The 21,226-nt window shown below is 43.6% G+C and carries 20 protein-coding genes; 5 read left to right on the top strand and 15 right to left on the bottom strand.

What is annotated here, in order from left to right; all coding sequences use genetic code 11:
• Positions 1–15: 15 nt before the first annotated feature.
• The 14 genes from CO692_RS08125 to dnaA form a co-directional block, all read right to left on the bottom strand.
• Positions 16–891 (bottom strand): DegV family protein, encoded by an 876-nt coding sequence (locus tag CO692_RS08125; protein ID WP_096742002.1) that lies wholly within the window; start codon positions 889–891, stop codon positions 16–18.
• Positions 892–1,031: 140 nt separating this feature from the next.
• Positions 1,032–2,324, bottom strand: coding sequence for an adenylosuccinate synthase (locus CO692_RS08120; protein ID WP_005226376.1), 1,293 nt, complete (start codon positions 2,322–2,324; stop codon positions 1,032–1,034).
• Positions 2,325–2,572: 248 nt separating this feature from the next.
• Entirely contained in the window at positions 2,573–3,943 is a 1,371-nt protein-coding gene (gene dnaB / locus CO692_RS08115) for a replicative DNA helicase (RefSeq protein WP_005226374.1), read from the bottom strand.
• A 107-nt stretch (positions 3,944–4,050) separates the two neighbouring features.
• Positions 4,051–4,503 (bottom strand): 50S ribosomal protein L9, encoded by a 453-nt coding sequence (rplI, locus tag CO692_RS08110; protein WP_005226371.1) that lies wholly within the window; start codon positions 4,501–4,503, stop codon positions 4,051–4,053.
• Positions 4,504–4,518: 15 nt separating this feature from the next.
• Positions 4,519–5,967 (bottom strand): DHH family phosphoesterase, encoded by a 1,449-nt coding sequence (locus CO692_RS08105; protein WP_015508681.1) that lies wholly within the window; start codon positions 5,965–5,967, stop codon positions 4,519–4,521.
• A 240-nt stretch (positions 5,968–6,207) separates the two neighbouring features.
• Positions 6,208–6,444 carry a 30S ribosomal protein S18 gene (rpsR, locus tag CO692_RS08100; RefSeq protein WP_005226367.1) on the bottom strand — a complete coding sequence of 79 codons (237 nt, stop codon included), beginning with the start codon at positions 6,442–6,444 and terminating at the stop codon, positions 6,208–6,210.
• 23 nt (positions 6,445–6,467) lie between these two features.
• Entirely contained in the window at positions 6,468–6,992 is a 525-nt protein-coding gene (gene ssb / locus CO692_RS08095) for a single-stranded DNA-binding protein (RefSeq protein ID WP_005226365.1), read from the bottom strand.
• A gap of 43 nt (positions 6,993–7,035) precedes the next feature.
• The gene (gene rpsF / locus CO692_RS08090) at positions 7,036–7,335 is read right to left on the bottom strand and encodes a 30S ribosomal protein S6 (RefSeq protein WP_005226363.1); all 300 of its coding nucleotides are present in this window, start codon (positions 7,333–7,335) and stop codon (positions 7,036–7,038) included.
• A 264-nt stretch (positions 7,336–7,599) separates the two neighbouring features.
• Positions 7,600–10,125, bottom strand: a complete 2,526-nt coding sequence (gyrA, locus tag CO692_RS08085; protein ID WP_010748472.1) for a DNA gyrase subunit A — start codon at positions 10,123–10,125, stop codon at positions 7,600–7,602.
• 23 nt (positions 10,126–10,148) lie between these two features.
• Entirely contained in the window at positions 10,149–12,098 is a 1,950-nt protein-coding gene (gene gyrB, locus CO692_RS08080) for a DNA topoisomerase (ATP-hydrolyzing) subunit B (protein ID WP_005226359.1), read from the bottom strand.
• Positions 12,099–12,103: 5 nt separating this feature from the next.
• Entirely contained in the window at positions 12,104–13,216 is a 1,113-nt protein-coding gene (gene recF / locus CO692_RS08075) for a DNA replication/repair protein RecF (protein ID WP_077453246.1), read from the bottom strand.
• Positions 13,203–13,442 (bottom strand): S4 domain-containing protein YaaA, encoded by a 240-nt coding sequence (yaaA, locus tag CO692_RS08070; protein ID WP_096742001.1) that lies wholly within the window; start codon positions 13,440–13,442, stop codon positions 13,203–13,205. The genes recF and yaaA overlap by 14 nt, the downstream gene beginning before the upstream one ends.
• A gap of 222 nt (positions 13,443–13,664) precedes the next feature.
• Entirely contained in the window at positions 13,665–14,795 is a 1,131-nt protein-coding gene (gene dnaN, locus CO692_RS08065) for a DNA polymerase III subunit beta (RefSeq protein WP_005226354.1), read from the bottom strand.
• A gap of 159 nt (positions 14,796–14,954) precedes the next feature.
• Positions 14,955–16,292 carry a chromosomal replication initiator protein DnaA gene (gene dnaA / locus CO692_RS08060; RefSeq protein ID WP_077453250.1) on the bottom strand — a complete coding sequence of 446 codons (1,338 nt, stop codon included), beginning with the start codon at positions 16,290–16,292 and terminating at the stop codon, positions 14,955–14,957.
• A gap of 511 nt (positions 16,293–16,803) precedes the next feature.
• On the opposite strand from dnaA, the gene rpmH reads away from it, so the two are divergent.
• The 4 genes from rpmH (at position 16,804) to jag (ending at position 19,040) form a co-directional block, all read left to right on the top strand.
• Positions 16,804–16,938: a 50S ribosomal protein L34 gene (gene rpmH / locus CO692_RS08050; protein WP_002356012.1), complete on the top strand. Its 135-nt coding sequence runs from the start codon at positions 16,804–16,806 to the stop codon at positions 16,936–16,938.
• 147 nt (positions 16,939–17,085) lie between these two features.
• Positions 17,086–17,421, top strand: a complete 336-nt coding sequence (gene rnpA / locus CO692_RS08045; protein ID WP_096742000.1) for a ribonuclease P protein component — start codon at positions 17,086–17,088, stop codon at positions 17,419–17,421.
• Between the two features lie 18 nt (positions 17,422–17,439).
• Complete coding sequence (locus CO692_RS08040; RefSeq protein ID WP_077453252.1) at positions 17,440–18,264, top strand: YidC/Oxa1 family membrane protein insertase; 825 nt, start codon at positions 17,440–17,442, stop codon at positions 18,262–18,264.
• Between the two features lie 17 nt (positions 18,265–18,281).
• Positions 18,282–19,040, top strand: coding sequence for an RNA-binding cell elongation regulator Jag/EloR (gene jag, locus CO692_RS08035; protein ID WP_005232929.1), 759 nt, complete (start codon positions 18,282–18,284; stop codon positions 19,038–19,040).
• A gap of 203 nt (positions 19,041–19,243) precedes the next feature.
• Here jag and CO692_RS08030 read toward each other — a convergent pair whose 3' ends face one another.
• Entirely contained in the window at positions 19,244–19,573 is a 330-nt protein-coding gene (locus CO692_RS08030) for a heavy metal-binding domain-containing protein (protein WP_005226284.1), read from the bottom strand.
• Between the two features lie 239 nt (positions 19,574–19,812).
• On the opposite strand from CO692_RS08030, the gene mnmE reads away from it, so the two are divergent.
• Positions 19,813–21,210 (top strand): tRNA uridine-5-carboxymethylaminomethyl(34) synthesis GTPase MnmE, encoded by a 1,398-nt coding sequence (gene mnmE, locus CO692_RS08025; protein WP_086293473.1) that lies wholly within the window; start codon positions 19,813–19,815, stop codon positions 21,208–21,210.
• Positions 21,211–21,226 lie beyond the last annotated feature (16 nt).

Here is a 21,226-nt window from a genome sequence, read left to right as displayed (position 1 = left end):
GGCATGTTGGGCAGGTTACGCTTGTTCTAAACGGGCTTTGCCGAATGAAAACAGCGCCAAGCAGCCATAGCCGGTATGACTGGAGATCGTTGGACCTAATGGATAATGATGAATAATAATGTCAGGAACTTTTTCGGTCAAACGTTTGATGACTTTCTCCGCTGCTTCGGCATCGCCGGCATTGGCAAAATAAACCGTATTGGTTTTTGATTCGTGAAGATTGGCGATGGTTTGATCCACGATTTTTTGGATCGCTTTGTTGCGTCCCCGCACTCGATCAACGCTGCGTAATTTTCCCGCAGTATCGACGGTAATGATTGGTTTCACGTTCAGCAATCCGCCGATCGCTGCCGCCGTTTTAGAGATTCTGCCGCCGCGTTCCAACTGTTTTAAATCATCGACGGTGACCCATGAATCTAAACGCAGTTTGTTTTCTTCTACCCATTGGCTGACTTCCAGCAACGAACGTCCTTGGGCTTTTTGTTGGGCTGCTTCAGCCACTAAGAAGCCTTCCCCTAAACTAGCTGAGCGCGTATCGATCAAGGTGATCGCAACTTCTTTGTATTCTTCTTTTAGTAAGGCTACGGCTTGGACGGCACTTTGGAATGAGCCGCTCATTCCTGAAGAAAAAGCTAAATAAAGGACCGGTGTGCCCGCTTCGACATATGGCCGAAAATATTCCATATAACGTCCGACATTGATTTGAGAAGTCGTCGGTTGCGCATGCTCTTTTAGTTTTCCTAAAAACCATTCCGTATCAAATTCTTTGCCCATATCATCGATATATTCTTTGCCGTCTAATTCAATCAGCATTGGAATATAAGCGACATCTAGCTCCGCTAATCTTACTGCTGGTAAATCACAGCAGGAATCTGTCATGATTTGAAACATGGTTTCACCCCTCTCGTTACCCCCTATTATAGCAAAAAAAGAACAAGACAGAAGAAATTCTCATCAAAAGCAGCCAAACTTATCGTTGAATGCTTTTGACGTAGGAGTTCTTTGTCTTGTTCTGATGCTTTTGCGTCAGGTTAGATTTGCGCCCAAACACTTTCTAAGATGTTGGTTTGGCTGCGGTCTGGTCCTACCGAGAAGGTCGAAATGCGGACACCGACTAATTCAGAGATGCGGTGAACGTAATTGCGTGCATTTTCTGGCAGATCTGCCAATGTTTTACAGCCAGTAATGTCTTCAGACCAGCCAGGAAGTTCTTCGTAGACCGGTTTGCAGCGGTTCAACTCTTTCAAGCTTGCTGGGTAATGATAGATCAATTCGCCGTCTAGTTCATAAGCGGTACAGATTTTCACGGTTTCTAAACCGCTCAAGACATCGATCGAGTTAAGGGATAGGTTCGTAATCCCTGAGACCCGTTTTGAATGGCGCATCACGACGGTATCAAACCAGCCCACACGGCGAGGACGTCCTGTCGTTGTTCCGTATTCACGACCGATCTTACGAATTTGTTCACCTGTTTCATCAAACAGTTCCGTTGGGAAAGGACCATCGCCTACCCGAGAGGTGTAAGCTTTGCAGACACCAACGACTTTGTTGATTTTTGAAGGACCCACACCACTACCGATAGTGACACCTCCAGCAACGGGGTTGGATGACGTTACGAAAGGATAGGTTCCTTGGTCGATATCCAGCATCACGCCTTGTGCCCCTTCAAATAAAACCCGTTTGCCTTCATCTAAGGCATCGTTAAGGATCACCGAAGTATCCGTCACATATTTTTTGATTTGTTGGCCATATTCGTAATACTCTTCAAAAATGTCTTCAAAGGCAATTGGTTTTGCATCGAACATTTTCACGAATTGACGATTTTTTTCTTCTAAGTTGATGCGTAGACGTTCTTCAAAAATTTCCTTGTCTAAAAGATCAGCGATCCGAATGCCGACTCTGGCCGCTTTATCCATGTAGGCTGGTCCGATCCCTTTGATCGTCGTACCGATCTTGTTGTCACCTTTGGCATCTTCTTGCAGCTGATCCAAATGGATATGGTAAGGTAAAATAACATGTGCACGATCAGAGATCTTTAAGTTTTCTGTTATTATATTGTTTTCTTTCAAGTATGCTAATTCTTTAACTAATGATTTCGGGTTCACAACGACCCCGTTTCCAATGACACTGATTTTATCTGCGTAAAAGATCCCTGAAGGAATCAAATGCAGTTTATAGGTCACACCGTCAAATTTAATCGTATGGCCGGCATTGTCTCCACCTTGATAACGTGCAATGACTTCCGCGTTTTCACTCAAAAAGTCCGTAATCTTTCCTTTACCTTCATCGCCCCATTGTGTACCTACTACTACTACAGATGACATATAATGACCTCTTTCTTTAATTAGTGCATTCCTTAAGTATTGTAACAAGATTCGCAAGCTCTTTCAATCTAAAATCGAATAATCGTTTTAAATTCTCATTTTTCAGGGGTAAAAAACGAACTATTTTCTTTGGAATAATTATTTATACACGTAAAAACGAATAAAGTCGGCACATAAAAAAAGCCCTACTACCATCAGCGCGATGCGGATGGTAGCAAGAGCTAGTGTTTCTCAGATAGCTAGTTGTCTTACCCGAACTCTTCTCGTGGCGAGACCGAGGAGAATTTATTGTATTCTTTGATGAATAGAAGTTCGACCGTCCCCCGGGCACCACTCCGGTTTTTTTCAATAATGACTTCGATCACATTGTTGTTTTGTTGTTCCTCTGGTTCATCGTCATCGTCGCCTTCACTGCGGTAGTAGTCATCCCGATACAAGAAAGCAACGATATCGGCATCCTGCTCGATCGACCCTGATTCCCGGATATCACTTAAAACAGGACGTTTGTCTTGTCGCTGTTCCACACCCCGAGAAAGCTGAGACAGTGCAATCACCGGCACTTTCAATTCCTTCGCCAGTTTCTTTAATTGGCGAGAGATCTCAGAGACTTCTTGTTGGCGGTTTTCGCGACCCGTTCCTTCAATCAACTGCAAATAGTCGATCAATATCAAGCCGAGATTGCCTTTTTCTTGCGCCAGTTTCCGACAACGTGCCCGAATCTCAGAGATCTTGATCCCGGGGGTATCATCGATATAGATATTGGCGTTAGAAAGACTGCCCATGGCAACGATCAAATTCCGCCACTCTTCTTCTGAGAGCTGCCCCGTCCGCAAGTGACTGGCCTCAATCGAGCCTTCCGCACAAAGCATCCGGTTGACCAATGATTCAGCCCCCATTTCCAGACTAAAGATCGCCACGGAACGATCGGTTTTCGTTCCGACATTTTGTGCGATATTCAAAGCAAATGCGGTTTTCCCTACCGCGGGGCGGGCAGCCAGAATAATCAGCTCTTCTTTTTGCAGCCCCGCCGTCATTTTGTCTAAAGCCGCATAACCCGTAGGTAATCCGGTGATTTCTTCGTTGTTTTGCGCCAGCTGATCGATCGTTTCGATCGTCCGATTCAAGACTTCCGCTATCGATTGGAAGCCATTGCTGTTGCGCTTTTCGGATACTTCTAAAATACTTTTTTCTGCTTGATCAATGATCGACTGCACATCTTCATCTTGTTCAAAGCCTTTGGTTACGATACGGCTCGCTGTTTGAATCAGATTGCGTAACGTAGCTTTGTCGTCAACGATCTTCGCATAATAAGCAATACTTGCTGCTGATGGTGAAGCTTGACTCAATTCAGTCAGATACGTCAGGCCGCCAACATCTTCAAGACTATTGCTTTTTTCAATTTCTGCTTTCAACGTGATCAAGTCGATCGATTCACTACGGTCGTTCAACTGGATCATTGCTTGAAAAATTATTTGATGGCTGCGGCGATAAAAATCTTCTGGGGCGATTACTTCCATTGCATCGATGATCGCATCGGCATCTAAAAAGACTGCCCCTAGGACCGCTTGTTCCGCTTCAATATCTTGTGGGGGAACTTGATTTTGCCAAACTTCATTCATGCCATTCGCTCCTTCGTCCATTCATTCTACAAGATTCCCATCCAAAGTACAAGATTGCTTGGACGTTTGCCGAAAAAAAACCAACATATGACTGTTGGGAGTAATGCTTATTCTTGAATGGTATGAACATTGATCGTTGCTGTTACTTGTGGGTGCAATTTTACAGGTACTTGCGTGAAGCCTAATGCACGAATCGGCTGATCCAATTCGATTTTACGTTTGTCGATCTTGATTTTGTATTGCTTGTTCAAGGCATCTGCGATTTGTTTTGATGGGATCGAACCGAACAAGCGGCCATCTTCCCCTGCTTTGGCATTGATCTTCACAACGGTTTCTTCTTTTTCAAGAAGTGCTTTTAACTCTTTCGCTTCTGCTAAGACTTCCGCATCTTGTTTTTCTTTGGCTTTTTGTTTGCCTTTTAATTCTGCCATGCTTTCATTGTTGGCAGGTTTGGCTAAGTTGTTTTTGATCAGAAAGTTTTGTGCGTAGCCATTAGGGACTTCCTTGATATCGCCTTTTTTGCCTTTGCCTTTGACATCTTGTAAGAAAATAACTTTCATCTTGGTCACTCCTTGTTATTGTTCATTTTTCGTTAATTCCGCTCGCAGCTGGTTTTCTACATCACCAATGCTGCTGTTCTTTATTTGCGTGGCTGCGTTGGTAAAATGTCCGCCGCCGCCTAATGCCTCCATCAAGGTTTGTACATTGACTTTACCAGTGCTTCTAGCACTGATACCGATCAAATCTCCTGGTTGTTTCGTAATGACAAATGCGGCATGGATCCCATTGATCGATAGCAGAGTATCGGCCGCTTTCGCAACAGTGACACTATCGTACACCCGATCTTCATCCGCTGCAGCAATCACGATATCTTCTCGGAAATGCTGGCTGCGAGAAACCAGTTCACTGATCATCAAATAGGAATCGAGATCCGTACTCAACATGTATTGAACCAATGACGTATCTGCGCCTTGGTTTTTCAAATAACCAGCAATATCAAAGGTCCGACCAGTGGTTCGCACCGTGAAGTTCTTCGTATCCACGTAGATGCCCGCTAATAAGGAAGTCGTAATAAATTTCGGGACTTGCGATCTGCGAGAAGCACGATACTGGATCAATTCTGCTACCAGTTCCGATGCCGAAGACGCGGAAGATTCAATATACGTCAATAGTGGCTTATCGGGAAACTCATCCCCGCGACGATGGTGATCGATCACTGCGATTTTGTCAAATTCATCATAGACCGCTTGCGAGATCGACATCGACGGCTTATGGTAATCTACCATCACTAGCACACTTTCTTCATTTGATAAATTAACTGCTTCTTCCCCAGTGATCACAAATCGTTCCAGCTCGGGGTATTTTTTCAATTCTTCCAATGCCCGTTGAATGTCTGCGGTGATCTCTTTTGGATTTAAAATGATGTAGCATTCTTTATCGCTCATCATCGCCATGTAAGCCACCCCAAAAGCCGAACCTAAGGCATCCATGTCTGGGTAACGATGACCCATGATAAAGATCCGCTGGTTTTCAGCAAAAATCTTTCTCAACGCCGTACTCATGGCACGAGAACGAACACGCGTTCTCTTGGGTGTGCCGTCTGTATTGCCACCAAAGAATTGCGGTTTTGCTTCTTCTTTGGCTTCTTTTAAAACGACTTGATCACCGCCGCGAACTAACGCAATGTCGAGATTGTTTTGTGCCACTTCCCCGATCTCTTCAAAAGACTCTTCCCCATAGGAGATCCCCATACTGATCGTTAATGGCAGATCATTTTTTTCCGCAACTTGCCGTACTCTAGTCAAAAATTGGAATTTTTCTTCCTTCATCCGCTCAATATCTGAATACTTCGCGACGAAAAGAAACCGCTCGGAATTGATTCGTTTGTAAAAAACATGATTCTCACTTGCCCAATCAGAAATCAATGTCGTGATCAGCGAGTTCAAATAAGAAACTTGTTTGTCGTCTTTTTTCTCAATCAAATCATCGTAATTATCAATTGAAATCAACCCAATTGCTGCCATCTTTTTTACCCCTCAATGTATCATCCCATTTTTTTGAAGCTTTGTTCCTTATTTTACCACAAAACAATCAAATAGGCGATTGATGCAAAAAAGTTCCACGTGAAACTTTTTTGGTGAACCAACCAGGAAAAAATTTCTATCATTCGTTATTCTATCTATATATAAAATAACAAGTTACTCTTCGATGGATAAAAAAATTGACAAGCTTCAAAAGAAACTTGTCAATGAAAATCATTCGATTTATTCTTCGCCTACGAATGGAAGTAATCCCATGATACGCGCACGTTTGATTGCAATGGTAAGTTTGCGTTGGTTTTTCGCACCAGTACCAGTTACACGACGTGGTAAGATTTTACCGCGTTCTGAAATGAAACGTTTTAGTAATTCAATATCTTTATAATCGATATGTTCAATATGGTTTGCAGCAATGTAGTCTACTTTACGACGTTTGCGTCCGCCTCTTCTTTGTTGTGCCATCCTATTTCCCTCCTATCAATTTCTTAGAATGGTAAATCATCGTCTGAAATGTCGATTGATGAGTTTCCGAATGGATCGGAGTTGTCTCGATCAAAATTAGGCATTCCTGATGGTTGAGAGGATTGAGTTTGATTTGAGTTATTGTTACCAAATCCAGAAGAACTGTTTGAGTTATACGTATTGTTACTGCCAGATCCGCTATCAGTTGTGCGTCTTTGCTCGGAAGCATTCCGCGACTCTAATAATTGGAAGTTGTCAGCAACGACTTCTGTTACATAAACACGTTGGCCTTGTTGGTTGTCGTATGAACGGGTTTGAATACGTCCAGTAACCCCTAATAAAGTTCCTTTGCGTGCATAGTTTGCTAATGTTTCCGCTGGTTTTCTCCAAATAACACAGTTGATGAAATCAGCTTCGCGCTCTCCACTTTGGTTGGTAAAATTGCGGTTTACCGCCAAGGTAAAGGTTGCGACACCAGTGCCATTAGAAGTGTAACGTAAATCAGGATCTTTGGTTAGTCTTCCTACTAGTACAACATTATTAATCAAAGTTCATCATCTCCTCATCGCTTTTGTTTCATGTGAAACAATATTATGCTTCTTCTTTGACAATCATGTGACGGATAATGTCATCATTGATTTTCGCAAGACGGTCAAACTCGTTGATTGCACTTGCAGTTGTTGAAGAAGAAACTTTAACGATGTGATAGATACCCTCACGGAATCCATCCATTTCATACGCTAGACGGCGTTTTTGCCAATCTTTTGATTCGATAACTTCAGCGCCGTTATCAGTTAAGATTGAGTCAAAACGAGCGATCAATGCGGCTTTTGCTTCTTCATCAATGTTTGGACGAATGATATATAAAATCTCATATTTCGTGTTTTCCATTGATTTTTCACCTCCCTGTGGACTTTGGCCCCTAGTTTTTCTAGGAGCAGAGAGAGTGGTCTAATTAGACTACTCACAAATAATTATTATACACTTTTTTCGTCCTTACTGCAAGCTGTTTTTTTGCGTCCCTGCATCTACCCATCACCGCAAACAATCGCTTACACTGATAAATACGTCAGCTGCTGCCGATTTTTTGAAAAAGAGTAAGAAGACAGCAAGCTGCAGGTTCGCAGGTTGCTGTCTTCCTAGAAAACGTATTGCTTATTCTTGTGTATCCGTGGTGTCTTCCGTTGCTTCTTCCACAACTGGTACGTCTTGTACCGCTGTTTCTTCAGCAGTCGCTAGTTCTTCTTCGACTTCTGGTTCAACCGTTGCCATCGTCACTACTTTGGCATTGTTTTCCATCTTCATCAAACGAACCCCTAAGGTTGCCCGACCAGTTTGGGAAACAGTCGCTACATTGAAACGAATCAAGACGCCTTTATCGGTGATCACCATGATGTCTTCCTCACCGCTGACCGTCGTCAAGCCGGCTAATGGACCGTTTTTCGCCGTAATATTGGCTGTTTTGATCCCTTTTCCGCCACGACCTTTGATTGGGTATTCAGAGCCTTTGGTACGCTTGCCATAGCCGTTCTCAGTGATGACCAAGACTTCACTGTCTTCTGTGATCACAGCGGCGCCTACCACGTAGTCTCCGTCTCTTAGACGAATGCCTCGCACACCAGCAGCTGTTCGGCCCATATCCCGCACAAGCGCTTCTTTGAAGGTCACAGAGTAGCCATCGTGGGTTCCGATGATCACGACATCTTCGCCGTGGGTTTCAATTACATTGACCAACTCATCATTTTCCCGAAGACCGATCGCAATCAGACCATTGGCACGGATATTTGAAAAGGCCGTCACTGAGGTCCGTTTGACCACACCTAGACGCGTCGTGAAGAACAAGTAGCGTCCTTCTTGAGGCCCACCAGAAGCCGAAATGATCGCTTCGATCCGTTCGCTAGAATCGATCCCTAGGAGATTGATCACAGGGATCCCTTTGGCTGCCCGACCATACTCAGGAATTTCATAGCCTTTGGCTTTGTAAACTTTCCCTTTATTGGTGAAGAACAGTAATGTGTCATGAGTCGAACAAGAAACCAACGTCTTCACGAAGTCTTCATCGTGGATCCCCATTCCTTGAACGCCACGTCCGCCGCGGCGTTGTGCACGGAATTCAGACTTAGCTACTCGTTTGATGTACCCATTGTTCGTCAAGGTAATGACGATTTCTTCTTCTTCGATCAAATCTTCATCTTCAAGACTTAAGACTTCCCCAACCAATAATTCAGTCCGCCGATCATCACCAAAGCGTTGGCCTAATTCTTGCAACTCCGTTTGAATGATCTCTAGGACTCGTTGTGGATTTGCTAAAATGTCTGTCAAATCAGCGATAAATTCTAACAAACCTTGGTACTCGTTTTCGATCTTGTCGCGTTCCAAACCAGTCAAGCGACGCAAACGCATATCTAAAATCGCTTGCGCTTGGCGATCGGACAATTTGAAGCGCTCCATCATGCTATTTTTCGCTTCATCATCAGAATTTGATGCCCGGATCAAAGCAATGATCTCATCGATATGATCCAATGCGATCCGTAATCCTTCCAAGATGTGGGCACGAGCTTCTGCTTTGTTTTTATCAAACTGTGTCCGACGAGTCACCACTTCTTGTTGGTGCTCGATGTAGTTTTCTAAAATTCGTTTCAAGCTCAAAATCTTCGGCACGCCTTTTTCAATGGCTAACATATTAAAGCCAAAAGAAGATTGCAGTGCAGTCATTTTGTAGAGATTGTTTAAGATCACCGACGCACTGACGTCGCGACGAACGTCGATCACGATCCGCATGCCTTCACGAGATGATTCATCCCGCAGATCGGTGATTCCTTCGATCCGTTTGTCACGGTGCAGCTCAGAGATCCGTTCGATCAACTTCGCTTTATTGACCATATACGGCAATTCAGTCACTAAGATCCGTTCTTTGCCGTTGGGCATTTCAGTCACTTCGACTTTTCCGCGAACAGTGATCGAACCTTTCCCTGTTTCATAGGCACGGCGAATACCGGATTTTCCCATCACGATCCCGCCAGTTGGGAAGTCTGGTCCTGGTAGGACTTCCATCAATTCACTCGTTGTGACTTCTGGATTTTCCATCAATAGATCGATGGCTGCAATGACTTCATTCAAGTTATGAGGCGGGATATTGGTCGCCATCCCAACAGCGATCCCAGTCGTCCCGTTGACCAAAAGGTTCGGGAAGCGGGCAGGTAATACCGCTGGTTCTCGTTCTGTATCATCATAGTTGCTTTGGAAATCAACGGTATCTTTGTTGATGTCCCGCAGCATCTCCATCGCCAGTTTACTCATGCGGGCTTCGGTATACCGCATCGCAGCGGCACCGTCACCATCGACTGAACCAAAGTTTCCATGGCCATCGACTAGCATGTAGCGATAGCTAAAGGGCTGTGCCATCCGCACCATTGATTCATAGATCGCACTGTCACCATGGGGATGGTATTTCCCCATGACATCGCCGACGATCCGGGCTGATTTTTTATGGGGCTTGTCTGGTGTGACCCCTAATTCATTCATTCCATATAAAATTCGGCGGTGAACCGGCTTTAAGCCATCCCGCACATCTGGTAAAGCCCTAGCAACAATTACACTCATTGCATAATCGATAAAGGACTCGCGCATTTCACTGGTCAGATTGACGTCATGAATATTTTGTTTTGCTTCTTCACTCAAGCTGTTTCCTCCTCTACGATTGGCTAGATGTCAAGATTTTTCACGTAGTGCGCGTTTTCTTCGATAAAGGCCCGTCTTGGTTCGACGCGATCCCCCATCAGCATTTCAAAAATTTGATCGGCTTCTATGGCATCATCTACGCTGACCCGCAGCATCATCCGGTTTTCAGGGTCCATCGTGGTTTCCCATAACTGGTGATCATCCATTTCACCTAGACCTTTGTAGCGTTGAACCGTTGGTTTTGGTGTCGCAGGCAGTGATTCAATCGTATTTTTCAAATCTTGTTCGGCATTCTTGCCGGGTTGGATATAGTGGATATTTTTCCCTTGTTTGACACCGTACAATGGCGGTTGTGCGATATAGACATAACCAGCTTCAACGATTGGACGCATATAACGATAGAACAGCGTCAAAAGTAGGGTCCGGATATGGGCACCATCGACATCGGCATCGGTCATGATAACTAGCTTGTGGTAACGGGCTTTTGCTACATCAAAATCAGCACCAAACCCAGTTCCCATTGCCGTAAACAATGAACGGATCTCTTCGTTTGCTAAGATTTTGTCCATGCTGGCTTTTTCGACATTTAAAATCTTCCCACGGATCGGTAAGATCGCTTGGAATTCGCGACTGCGGCCTTGTTTTGCTGAACCGCCGGCAGAATCTCCTTCGACGATAAACAATTCGCATTTTTCTGGATCATTACTGGAACAGTCGGCTAATTTCCCAGGTAAGTTACTGATTTCTAACGCACCTTTTCGGCGAGTCATTTCCCGCGCACGTTTGGCTGCTTGACGGGCTTTTGATGCCAAAAGTCCTTTTTCCACGACTTGACGACCCACATTCGGGTTTTCCATCAAGAATTTCGTGAAATGTTCGGAAAAAAGACGATCAGTGACTGTCCGCACTTCCGAATTTCCTAATTTGGTTTTCGTTTGTCCCTCAAACTGAGGATCTGGATGCTTGATAGAGATAACTGCCGTCAATCCTTCCCGAACATCTTCTCCGGTCAGGTTTTCGTCGTTTTCTTTCATCAATTTTGACTTGCGGGCGTAATCGTTGATCACCCGTGTCAAGGCAGTCTTAAACCCGAATTCATGGGTTCCGCCTTCATAGGTATGGATGTTGTTGGCAAAACTCAACAGATTGCTGTGGTAGCTATCGGTATATTGCATGGAAACTTCAACCGTGATTCCTTGTTGTTCTCCTTCTAAGTAGATCGGATCTGGGAAAATCACTGTTTTACTCGCATTCAAATGCTCCACATAGCTCTTGATCCCGCCGTCGTAATGATATTCTTTCAAGACGGGTTTTTCTTCCCGTTTGTCTTCGATCGAGATTTTTAAACCTCGGTTCAAGAAGGCTAATTCCCGAACCCGCGTCGCTAATTTGTCAAAATTGAATACAGTTGTTTCCGTAAAGATCTCTGGATCTGGAACAAAGTGGACGGTCGTTCCGTGGCGGTCGGTTTCATCGATCACTTTTAAGTCATCAACGACTGCCCCACGATGGTATTCTTGATAATACACTTTACCTTCCTTGTAGACTTTTACATCTAAAGTCGTGGATAGCGCATTAACGACGGAGGAACCTACCCCGTGCAGTCCACCAGATACTTTGTAGCCGCCGCCGCCGAATTTCCCGCCGGCATGCAGGATCGTAAAGACGGTTTCTACCGCTGGACGACCTGTCTTGGCTTGGATATCAACGGGGATCCCCCGACCGTCATCGACGACCGTAATACTATTATCTGGTTCAATGATCACTTGAATACTTGAGGCAAAGCCTGCTAGTGCTTCATCGATCGAGTTATCGACGATTTCCCATACTAAGTGGTGCAAACCTTCTGAACTGGTAGAACCAATGTACATCCCAGGTCGTTTGCGGACGGCTTCTAGCCCTTCCAGCACTTGGATCTGACTGGCATCATAGGCTTTCGCACGTTCAACTAAGCTTTTTTCTTCTTCTGTCATTCAGTCTATTCTCCTTTAATATGTCCTTGCTCTACATAAAAAATCTCTGCTTCCACAGACATTTTGTCTTTCACATGTTCTAATGTCGTCGTTGTCAGAAAGGTCTGAACTTTTCCTTCAATGGTCTCCAATAAATGCAGTTGTCGGGAATCATCCAGCTCACTCATGACGTCATCTAATAAAAGGACGGGATATTCTCCCGTTTCTTCTTTCATCAAATCGATTTCTGCCAATTTAACACTTAAGGCCGTCGTTCGCTGCTGTCCTTGCGAGCCAAAGGTCTGAACATTTTTCTCATTGATCAAAAAATCCAGATCGTCTCGATGGGGACCTGCCAGCGTGACTTGCCGAAATCGTTCACGGTCTTTGACTTGTGCCAAGGCTTTGACAAATTGCTGTTGGATCTCCTCCAGCGTATTCGCCTCACCGGGCACATTCGATAAGTAGTCGATCTGCAAGGTTTCTTTTCCTTGGCTGATCTTTTGGTGCAGCTGATTTGCCCAATACGCCAAGCGCTGAACAAACCGTTGTCTGGCTAAAATGATTTTACTGCCGAAAGCCACCAGCTGTTCCGTCAAAACATCTAAATAGATCTCATCGGTCTGTTTTTTTTCATTCAGCTGTTTTAAGTATTGATTGCGCTGTTTCAAAACGGATTGGTATTGAACGAGATCATAGAGATAGATTGGATCGATCTGCCCAATTTCCATATCGAGAAATTTGCGGCGGACTTGGGGACTTCCTTTTACAAGGGAGAGGTCTTCTGGAGCAAATAAAATGACATTCAACTGCCCTATGTAACTACTGAGCTTTTTTTGCTCAATGTGGTTTACTTTCGTTTTTCGTCCTTTTTTTGACAAAAACAGTTCTAACGGGATCGTTGAGCGTCCCCGACTGACACTGCCAGAGATCCGCGCACCTTCTGTGTCCCAGCGAATAAGTTCTTGCTCACTGGAGGTGCGGTGGCTTTTGGTCATCGCCAATACATAGATGCTTTCTAAGATATTGGTTTTTCCTTGCGCGTTTTCGCCTAAAAAAATGACCAGACCTTTCTCAAAAGTCAGTGTCAGCGAATCATAGTTCCGATAATTGCTTAAATGCAACTCATTCAGCCGCATCGGCGTCTTCCTTCTTCACCATAAAAAAAGTACCTTCATCAGGTAGCTCAATACGCATTCCCGCATACAATTTGCGCCCTCGTCGATTTTCTGGCTCGCCGTCGACAAAAACGGTGTGCTCTACAAGGTACCATTTCGCTTGGCCGCCGCTGCTGATCACACTGACTTCTTTGAGCATTTGTCCAAGTGTCATATATTCCGTTTCTAACGGTATTTGCATTTTCATAATTCCCCTCAATTCTATCAAAGAGCGTTTAGCTCTATTATACTCTTTTTTTGCCAAGAAAACAAATTCATCGGCATATTTTTCATTCTCAGAAGACTTACTGCTTTTAGATAAAAAAGAAGCCAAAATAGAAAAAAGGGCTTAAAAACGATTTTAAGCCCTTTTAACTCATTTATTCATTTTCAGATGATTGTTTCAACTTTTTTCAAAAGACATGAAAAACTAGTTGGTGCGCACCGGTGTGATCAGCTGGATAAAGCTGCCTTTGCTCTCTGTTGGCTCCAACGTAAAGGGACGAATCGCTGAGATAAAGCGGATCACGATGCTGGTGTCACCAAATGCTCGTAGTGCAGCTTTCATATAGTCAGGATTGAAAGAGATCTCTAATGGGTCGCCGGTCACTTTTTCAAAAGAAAGGTCTTCTTCCACTTTCCCGATTTCTGGTGAGTTTCCATATAAGACAACGGCTTCCTCGGAGATCGCCAAACGAACGATGTTGTTACGGCCTTCATGAGAAAGCAATGACGCCCGTTCGATAGCTTGTAACAATTCTGGCACAGAAAATTCAATTTCAGTATTGAAGCTTGAAGGGATCAGACGATTGGTATCTGGGTAAGTTCCTTCCAATAAACGAGAATAGAATTTCATAGTTTTCGTTTGGAACAATACTTGGTTATCCATAATGCTGATTTGGATCGCTTCTTCCTCATCCGTTAAGGAACGAGAAAGTTCCGTTAAGCTTTTGCCGGGAATCACGATATTGAAGGCTGTTTCCCCGCTTTCCAAGGGAATCACCCGTTGGCTCAGACGGTGTGAGTCCGTCGCAACAGCTAATAATTTTTGATTTTCTAAGACAAAGTGGACCCCAGTCAAGATCGGACGGCTTTCGTGTTGCGAAACCGCAAAGACTGTTTCACTAACGACCTTATTCAATACGTGCGCTGGAATCTCGATCGAATCTTGACTTTCGACAACTGGTAAATGTGGATAACTATCGGCATCTAAGCCGTTGACGGTAAAGTTGGCTTTTCCAGAAGTGATCGCTACTTGATTATTGTCTAAAACTTCTAACGTTAAGGTACTTTCAGGCAAACGACGAACGATTTCACTAAAGAAACGTGCTTGTAAAACGATCGCTCCTGTTTTTTCGATTTGCATTTGCGCTTTTTCGTTTTCCACACTTAAAAAAGTTTCAATGGAAATATCGGCATTGCTCCCAGTCATGGTCAATCCTTTTTCTGAAAGGGACAATTTTACCCCAGTTAAGATCGGGATGGTGGTTTTGGTTGAAATTGCCCGTTGGACAGTTTGTAATTCTTGCATGAACTCTGTTCGATTTAAAGTTAGCTTCATAGCGATACTCCTTTAATTTATAGTTATTAAATAAAAGTAATAGTAGTAATAGGCTTGTTAGTAATGTGGATAACTCGAGAAAAGAGTGATTAGACTAACGAAAACGCCTGTGAATAACTTGTGGACAACTTTTTTGGTTTTTTATTTATTATCCACAGATCAGCTGAAGAGGATTTGTTTGATTTCAGCGATCTCATTTTTGATCGTAGGATCTGTTTCGACTAAATGCTGAATTTTTTCGTGGGCATGAATGACCGTGGTATGGTCTTTGCCGCCAAATTCGCCGCCGATTTTTGGTAAAGAACTATCGGTCAATTCTCGAGAGAGATACATCGCGATCTGCCGTGGCACGACGATGCCTTTGACCCGTTTTTTCCCTTTTAGATCATTGACATGAATGTGATAGTATTTTGCGACTTCTTCTTGGATCTGTAAAATCGAAACTTGGGTCGAGCCATGGCTTGATTTCAAGGCTTTGATGGCTTCAGCTGCCAAGCTGGTTGTAATGTCTGAGTTTTGCATCGTAGCAAAAGCTTGTACCCGGACGAGTGCTCCTTCAAGTTCCCGGATATTCGAATCGATCTGTCCAGCAATATAACTTAAGGTATCGTCGGGGATCTCCAAGCGTTCGGCTTCGGCTTTTTTCCGCAAAATCGCGGTCCGCGTCTCTAGATCCGGCGGGGTGATGTCAACGGACAAGCCCCAAGCAAAACGAGAAACCAAACGTTCCGGCAAAGTTGGGATCTCATTTGGCAAACGATCACTTGTCAGGACGATCTGTTTATTATTGCGATACAGTTCTTCGAAGGTATTAAAGAATTCTTCTTGGGTTCCTTCTTTATTGACTAAGAATTGAATATCATCCACCAACAAAAGATCAACATTGCGGTATTCGTTTCGAAAATCTTCCATTTTGTTCTTTTGAATAGAAGTAATGAAATCATTGGTGAAATTTTCACTACTAACATACTTGATTTTGGCATTGGGACGTTTCAGCAACATTTGATGACCGATCGCATGCATCAAGTGGGTTTTCCCTAAACCAACGCCACCATAGAAGAACAGCGGATTATAAATAGACCCAGGATCTTCAGCAACAACTAAAGCAGCAGCATGGGCCATTTGATTGCCTTTCCCGATGACAAAGGTATCAAATGTGTATTTTTCATTTAAAATCGATTTCGGCGGCTGCTCGTTTTCTTCTGCAGTTGTTTTAATAGTAGATGGGGCTGTTTTTAAAGCTTCTGCTTCTTCGACAGTCACAAAACTAGGAATCAATTCTTCACCAGTTTTCATAAATCCCATTTCAACAATTTTGGCAGCTAGATTTTTTTCCCAATAAGATTTATGAAGATCGCTGGGTACTTCGATCAGCAGCTGATTTTTTTCAAACGACAAGACATTGGCAGTCTCGATCCAAGCGCTATAGCTGGCCGGATTCAGCTCTTCTTTAAAGGATCGTTGAAGATCTTGCCAAATAGAATCAGCAGATGGCATAAATTGTCCTCCTATAACTAAGAATAGATATAACTAAAATAGCACGGATTGAAAAAGTTTTCCACAGATTACGATAAAAAAGGTTAGAAAAAAATACTTTTCCACAAAACGGGATAAATGAAAAAAGGAAATGCACATATTCGAAATTCGACTATCCACAGGCAGAAAAAGAATGTGAATAACTGTAAAAAAATCTCCTTTATCCACAGATCAATGTGAAGATCACGCCTTGACAATACTAGGTTTTAGGGCAGTTATCAACAGCTTGGAAAACGATTGTGGAAAACTTTTCTACAGGCTGTTTGTTTGTGGAAAAAGCCAAAATAACTCTGGGGAAAAAGTTATCCACAAAAATTGGCTATAAACAGCAAACCCACACAAATCAAGGGGATTGTGGATAAAGAATGCCCGATTTTGAGCAAACTTCTTATTGACAAACTAGTACTTGACTCGTTATACTATCAAAGTATGTCTGTGCGCATAAGCATTATCCTGATGGAGGTGGAAATAAATGAAAAGAACGTATCAACCAAATAAACGTAAACGTCAAAAAGTTCACGGATTCCGTAAACGTATGAGTACAAAAAATGGACGTCGTGTTTTAGCTAGCCGTCGTCGTAAAGGCAGAAAGGTTATTTCTGCGTAAGCCACTGAATGCCAGTGGTTTTTTTTTATGCCGTTTTTGCGGAATATAGTGTCTGACTTTTGGCAAATATGGTATTATTGACAGGTGAGTGGTTACGGATTCAATCCGTTTCGCGAAGCTTAATTGAAAGAAGTGAAGGAACCGAAGATGAGAAAATCCTATCGAGTAAAAACAGAGCAAGATTTTCAAAAAGTTTTTCAGGCAGGAAATTCTTTTGCAAATCGGAAGTTCGTGGTGTATATCTTACCTAAAGAGCAATCACATTTTCGAGTTGGTTTATCTGTAGGGAAAAAAGTCGGTAATGCAGTGAAGCGAAATGAGATCAAGCGCAAGATCCGTGCGAGTTTAACGGAAATGAAGCCGCGGATCGAACCAGCGGTCGATTTCATCGTGATCGCTCGTCCAAGTATCGCCACTTGTTCCTCAAAGGAAATCTACTCGAATTTAGAGCATGTTTTAAAGCTTGCCAAAATTATTCATTAATGGAAAGGAATTAGTTACGTGAAAAAAGGGAAACGCGTCTTACTATTTTTGGGAGTTCTCTCATTAGTAGTTGTCTTATCTGCCTGCGGTGCAACAGGTGAAGTAAATGCACAAAGTACTGGTCTGTGGGATCGTTACATCGTTTATTATTTTGCAGAGGCGATCAAAGCCCTCTCCTTCGGCAATGCCGGGATCGGGATCATCCTCTTTACATTGATCATTCGGGTCATTTTGATGCCGTTGATGCACTTTCAAACCAAAAGCATGCGCAAAACGCAAGAATTACAACCGAAGCTAAAAGCGCTGCAGCAGCAATATGCATCAAAAGATACAGAAACACAAAGCAAGTTAAAAGAAGAAACACAACGTTTGTATGCGGAAAACAATGTCAATCCCTATGCCGGCTGTCTGCCATTATTGGTACAAATGCCGATTTTGATGGCCTTGTGGCAATCGATCTCACGGGTTCCTGCTTTGCAAGAAGGAAAATTCTTATGGCTGCAGCTGGGTGATCGTGACCCATACTTCATCTTGCCGATTTTAGCGGCGCTCTTTACTTTTGCAAGTACCTACTTATCAAGTATGAGCCAAGTGGAATCAAATGCGAGTCTGAAAATTATGAATTTCGCTATGCCGATGATGATCTTGCTGATGGGGATCAACATTGCCAGCGGACTTTCCTTGTACTGGGTCGTTTCCAATGCATTCCAAGTTGTGCAAACGTTGATTCTAAATAACCCATTCAAGATTCGCCAAGAAAGAGAAGAAGCCGCCCGCAAAGAACGCGAGCGTGAACGTGCGCTGAAAAAAGCAATGAGTCCTAAAAAGAAACGGAAAAAATAAGAGGAGGTTGCACTGCAATGCCGATTTATGAAAATCTGACAGTAGCTGAAGCAATTCAAGAGGGATTGCAAGTCCTTGGTATTACCAAAGATCAAGCAGTAATCGAAGTCCTGGATGAAGGTAAAAAAGGCTTCTTGGGGCTAGGAAAAAAACAAGCACGGGTCTCCATTGAAAAAAGAATCGTTGAAGAACCGGCACCCGTTGAAGAAGTACCAGCAAAACCGCTGGTAGAACCAGATCCTGTGACGACAGAGGATGCAAGCAGTGTGATGGAGGCGGCCGCGAGCGAACCTGTTTTGCTGACGGATCTTTCCGATGAGGAAGCACTGGCTCAGTTGGGACTCTATCTGACAAATATTTCAAAAGCATTGAATGCACCTGCCTTAGTAAAAACCGCTCGTCAAGACGGCGTGATCGTTTTTCATTTAGAAACGCAAAAACAAGGCATTTTAATTGGGAAGCACGGCAAAACCTTGAATGCATTGCAATATTTGGCGCAAGTTTACATTCACCGCATCGCGAAAAACAAATTATCGATCGTTGTGAATGTCGGGGATTACCGTGAAAAACGTCAAGCGATCTTAGAACGTTTGGCCAGTCGTACTGCTGAAAAAGTCAAACGAACTGGTCGCCCGGTCTTTTTAGAGCCGATGCCGGCGTTTGAAAGAAAGCAGATTCATTCCGTATTGAGTAAAGATGCGTATGTTCAAACTCATTCTGAAGGGGATGAACCGTATCGCTACTTAGTAGTGGAACCTGCGGACAAACGAATTTAATGAAAAAAGGGAAAGGCGCTCTGACAAGCCTTTCCCTTTTTTGATGGGAAAAAGCGATTGACAACAAATTTAAAACCAAGTATCCTTGACTAGAAATCATTCTTATCAAAGTCAACATACGTTACGTAGGTCAGCCTTTGGTATCAAAAAAGAGTCCGTATGCCGCGGACTCTTTTTTGTATTTTTTTTGATGATAGAGGGAATTAGCCGCCGATGGTTGATTGAGTAAATTGAACCACCGTACCATAGGCAAAGATCTCAAGATAGGTTTTGTCGCCTTCGACGATGCGATCGTGTTCGAAATGACAGTTGATCACCGCGTTCGCGCCATAGCTGTGGGCGGTTTCTTTTAAGCGATAAGTCACATCTGCCAACAGGTCGTTCAAGTTCACAGATGTATCAAATAGATCTACTTCGATTTTGTCTGCCGCAAAGACGATATCCCGCACGACATAAGGCCGATTCACGTTTCCTGTCGATAAAATGATTTCCTTAATGCGGGCAGCACTGTTTGATGATTTGATGGTTTCCATAATAGATCACTCTTTTCTTATTTCTTTGCTTTTATTTTAAAGGTTTTTGCCTACAGATGCAAAATTTAAAAGTTTTTCAAGGAAGCTTGCGACTGGCGCCAAAATGTGCTAATCTATTTCCAGAATTTAATTGACAAGCAGTCAAAGTGCTAAGTCTACTCGTTTTTATTGATTTTCAATCAATTTGACGGGTGGAGTGGGCACTTTTTTTATGTGAAAAAATAGGAGGAGTATGCAACATGGCGAATATTACGCAAGAATTTGATACGATTGCCGCAATTTCCACCCCGCCCGGCGAAGGGGCCATCAGTATTGTGCGATTAAGCGGGGAAGAAGCGATCGCAATTGCGGATCGGATTTTTCAAGCAGGCACTAAAACCCTCGCCCAAGTCCCAAGTCATACGATCCATTATGGTCATATCGTGGATCCAGAGGAAAGTCGTTTGATGGATGAAGTGATGCTTTCAGTGATGAAAAAGCCACGGACCTTTACCCGAGAAGATGTCGTTGAGATCAACTGTCATGGCGGGATCGTGGTCGTCAATCAACTCTTGCAGCTGGTTTTACGCCAAGGGGCACGGCTGGCTGAGCCGGGGGAATTCACGAAGCGGGCCTTTTTGAATGGACGTGTCGACCTTTCTCAAGCCGAGGCGGTGATGGATCTGATTCGTGCCAAGACCGATAAAGCGATGAACCTCGCCGTCAATCAGTTGGATGGCAATCTTTCCCACTTGATTCGGACTTTACGCCAAGAGATTTTAGAGACGCTGGCGCAAGTTGAAGTGAATATCGATTACCCTGAATACGATGATGTGGAAGAATTGACGACCCGCTTATTGCTAGAAAAAGCCACGATGGTCAAAGGGCAGATCCAAGCCTTATTAGCGACAGCCCAACAAGGAAAAATTTTGCGAGAAGGTCTGAGTACTGCGATCATCGGTCGGCCAAATGTTGGCAAATCCAGCTTATTGAACCATTTATTAAGGGAAGAAAAAGCCATCGTGACAGACATTGCTGGTACGACTCGAGATGTCATTGAAGAGTATGTCAATGTTCGCGGGGTACCGTTGAAACTGATCGATACGGCTGGTATCCGCGAAACAGAAGATGTCGTTGAGAAAATCGGGGTCGAACGCAGCCGCAAAGCACTGGCAGAAGCGGAGTTGATTTTGCTGGTTCTCAACCAAAGCGAAGGATTGACCCAGGAAGACAAACAATTGCTGGAGCTAACTGCTGGCAGCCGTCGGATCATCTTATTGAATAAGACCGACCTTGAGCCAAAATTAGCACCCGCTGAGTTAGCGCAGTACGCAGCAGATGAACCGATTTTTTCTGTCTCTGTGTTGACGAGTGAAGGCTTGGATCAACTGGAACAAGCCATTGCCGATCTATTCTTTGGGGGGAAGACCACTGATAAGGATGCTTCCTATCTTTCTAACACCCGCCACATTGCCTTATTAGAAAATGCCGTTCAGTCGTTGTCTGAGGTCATCCAAGGGATTGAAGCAGGAATGCCTGTCGACTTGGTTCAAATCGATATGACACGCTGCTGGGACTATCTAGGAGAAGTTGTCGGCGATAGTGTCCAAGATGAGTTGATCACCCAATTATTTAGTCAGTTTTGTTTAGGAAAATAAAGAATGCGCCACTGGC

It is taken from the genome of Enterococcus sp. FDAARGOS_375, from assembly GCF_002393265.1.
GTDB lineage: Bacteria > Bacillota > Bacilli > Lactobacillales > Enterococcaceae > Enterococcus_D > Enterococcus_D innesii.
Note: the sequence above shows the minus strand (reverse complement) of the source record. Positions and strands in the feature narration are given on the sequence as shown.

Excerpts from the sequence above, each read along its gene's own strand:
- dnaA (WP_077453250.1), bottom strand. The coding sequence starts at position 16,292 with ATGCCATCTGCTGATTCTATTTGGCAAGATCTTCAACGATCCTTTAAA.
- rpsR (WP_005226367.1), bottom strand. The coding sequence starts at position 6,444 with ATGGCACAACAAAGAAGAGGCGGACGCAAACGTCGTAAAGTAGACTAC.
- mnmE (WP_086293473.1), top strand. The coding sequence starts at position 19,813 with ATGGCGAATATTACGCAAGAATTTGATACGATTGCCGCAATTTCCACC.
- rpmH (WP_002356012.1), top strand. The coding sequence starts at position 16,804 with ATGAAAAGAACGTATCAACCAAATAAACGTAAACGTCAAAAAGTTCAC.
- dnaN (WP_005226354.1), bottom strand. The coding sequence starts at position 14,795 with ATGAAGCTAACTTTAAATCGAACAGAGTTCATGCAAGAATTACAAACT.
- CO692_RS08105 (WP_015508681.1), bottom strand. The coding sequence starts at position 5,967 with ATGGCAGCAATTGGGTTGATTTCAATTGATAATTACGATGATTTGATT.
- gyrB (WP_005226359.1), bottom strand. The coding sequence starts at position 12,098 with ATGACAGAAGAAGAAAAAAGCTTAGTTGAACGTGCGAAAGCCTATGAT.
- CO692_RS08125 (WP_096742002.1), bottom strand. The coding sequence starts at position 891 with ATGTTTCAAATCATGACAGATTCCTGCTGTGATTTACCAGCAGTAAGA.
- yaaA (WP_096742001.1), bottom strand. The coding sequence starts at position 13,442 with ATGAAAATGCAAATACCGTTAGAAACGGAATATATGACACTTGGACAA.
- dnaB (WP_005226374.1), bottom strand. The coding sequence starts at position 3,943 with ATGAATGAAGTTTGGCAAAATCAAGTTCCCCCACAAGATATTGAAGCG.
- rnpA (WP_096742000.1), top strand. The coding sequence starts at position 17,086 with ATGAGAAAATCCTATCGAGTAAAAACAGAGCAAGATTTTCAAAAAGTT.
- recF (WP_077453246.1), bottom strand. The coding sequence starts at position 13,216 with ATGCGGCTGAATGAGTTGCATTTAAGCAATTATCGGAACTATGATTCG.
- CO692_RS08120 (WP_005226376.1), bottom strand. The coding sequence starts at position 2,324 with ATGTCATCTGTAGTAGTAGTAGGTACACAATGGGGCGATGAAGGTAAA.
- jag (WP_005232929.1), top strand. The coding sequence starts at position 18,282 with ATGCCGATTTATGAAAATCTGACAGTAGCTGAAGCAATTCAAGAGGGA.
- rplI (WP_005226371.1), bottom strand. The coding sequence starts at position 4,503 with ATGAAAGTTATTTTCTTACAAGATGTCAAAGGCAAAGGCAAAAAAGGC.
- CO692_RS08030 (WP_005226284.1), bottom strand. The coding sequence starts at position 19,573 with ATGGAAACCATCAAATCATCAAACAGTGCTGCCCGCATTAAGGAAATC.
- rpsF (WP_005226363.1), bottom strand. The coding sequence starts at position 7,335 with ATGGAAAACACGAAATATGAGATTTTATATATCATTCGTCCAAACATT.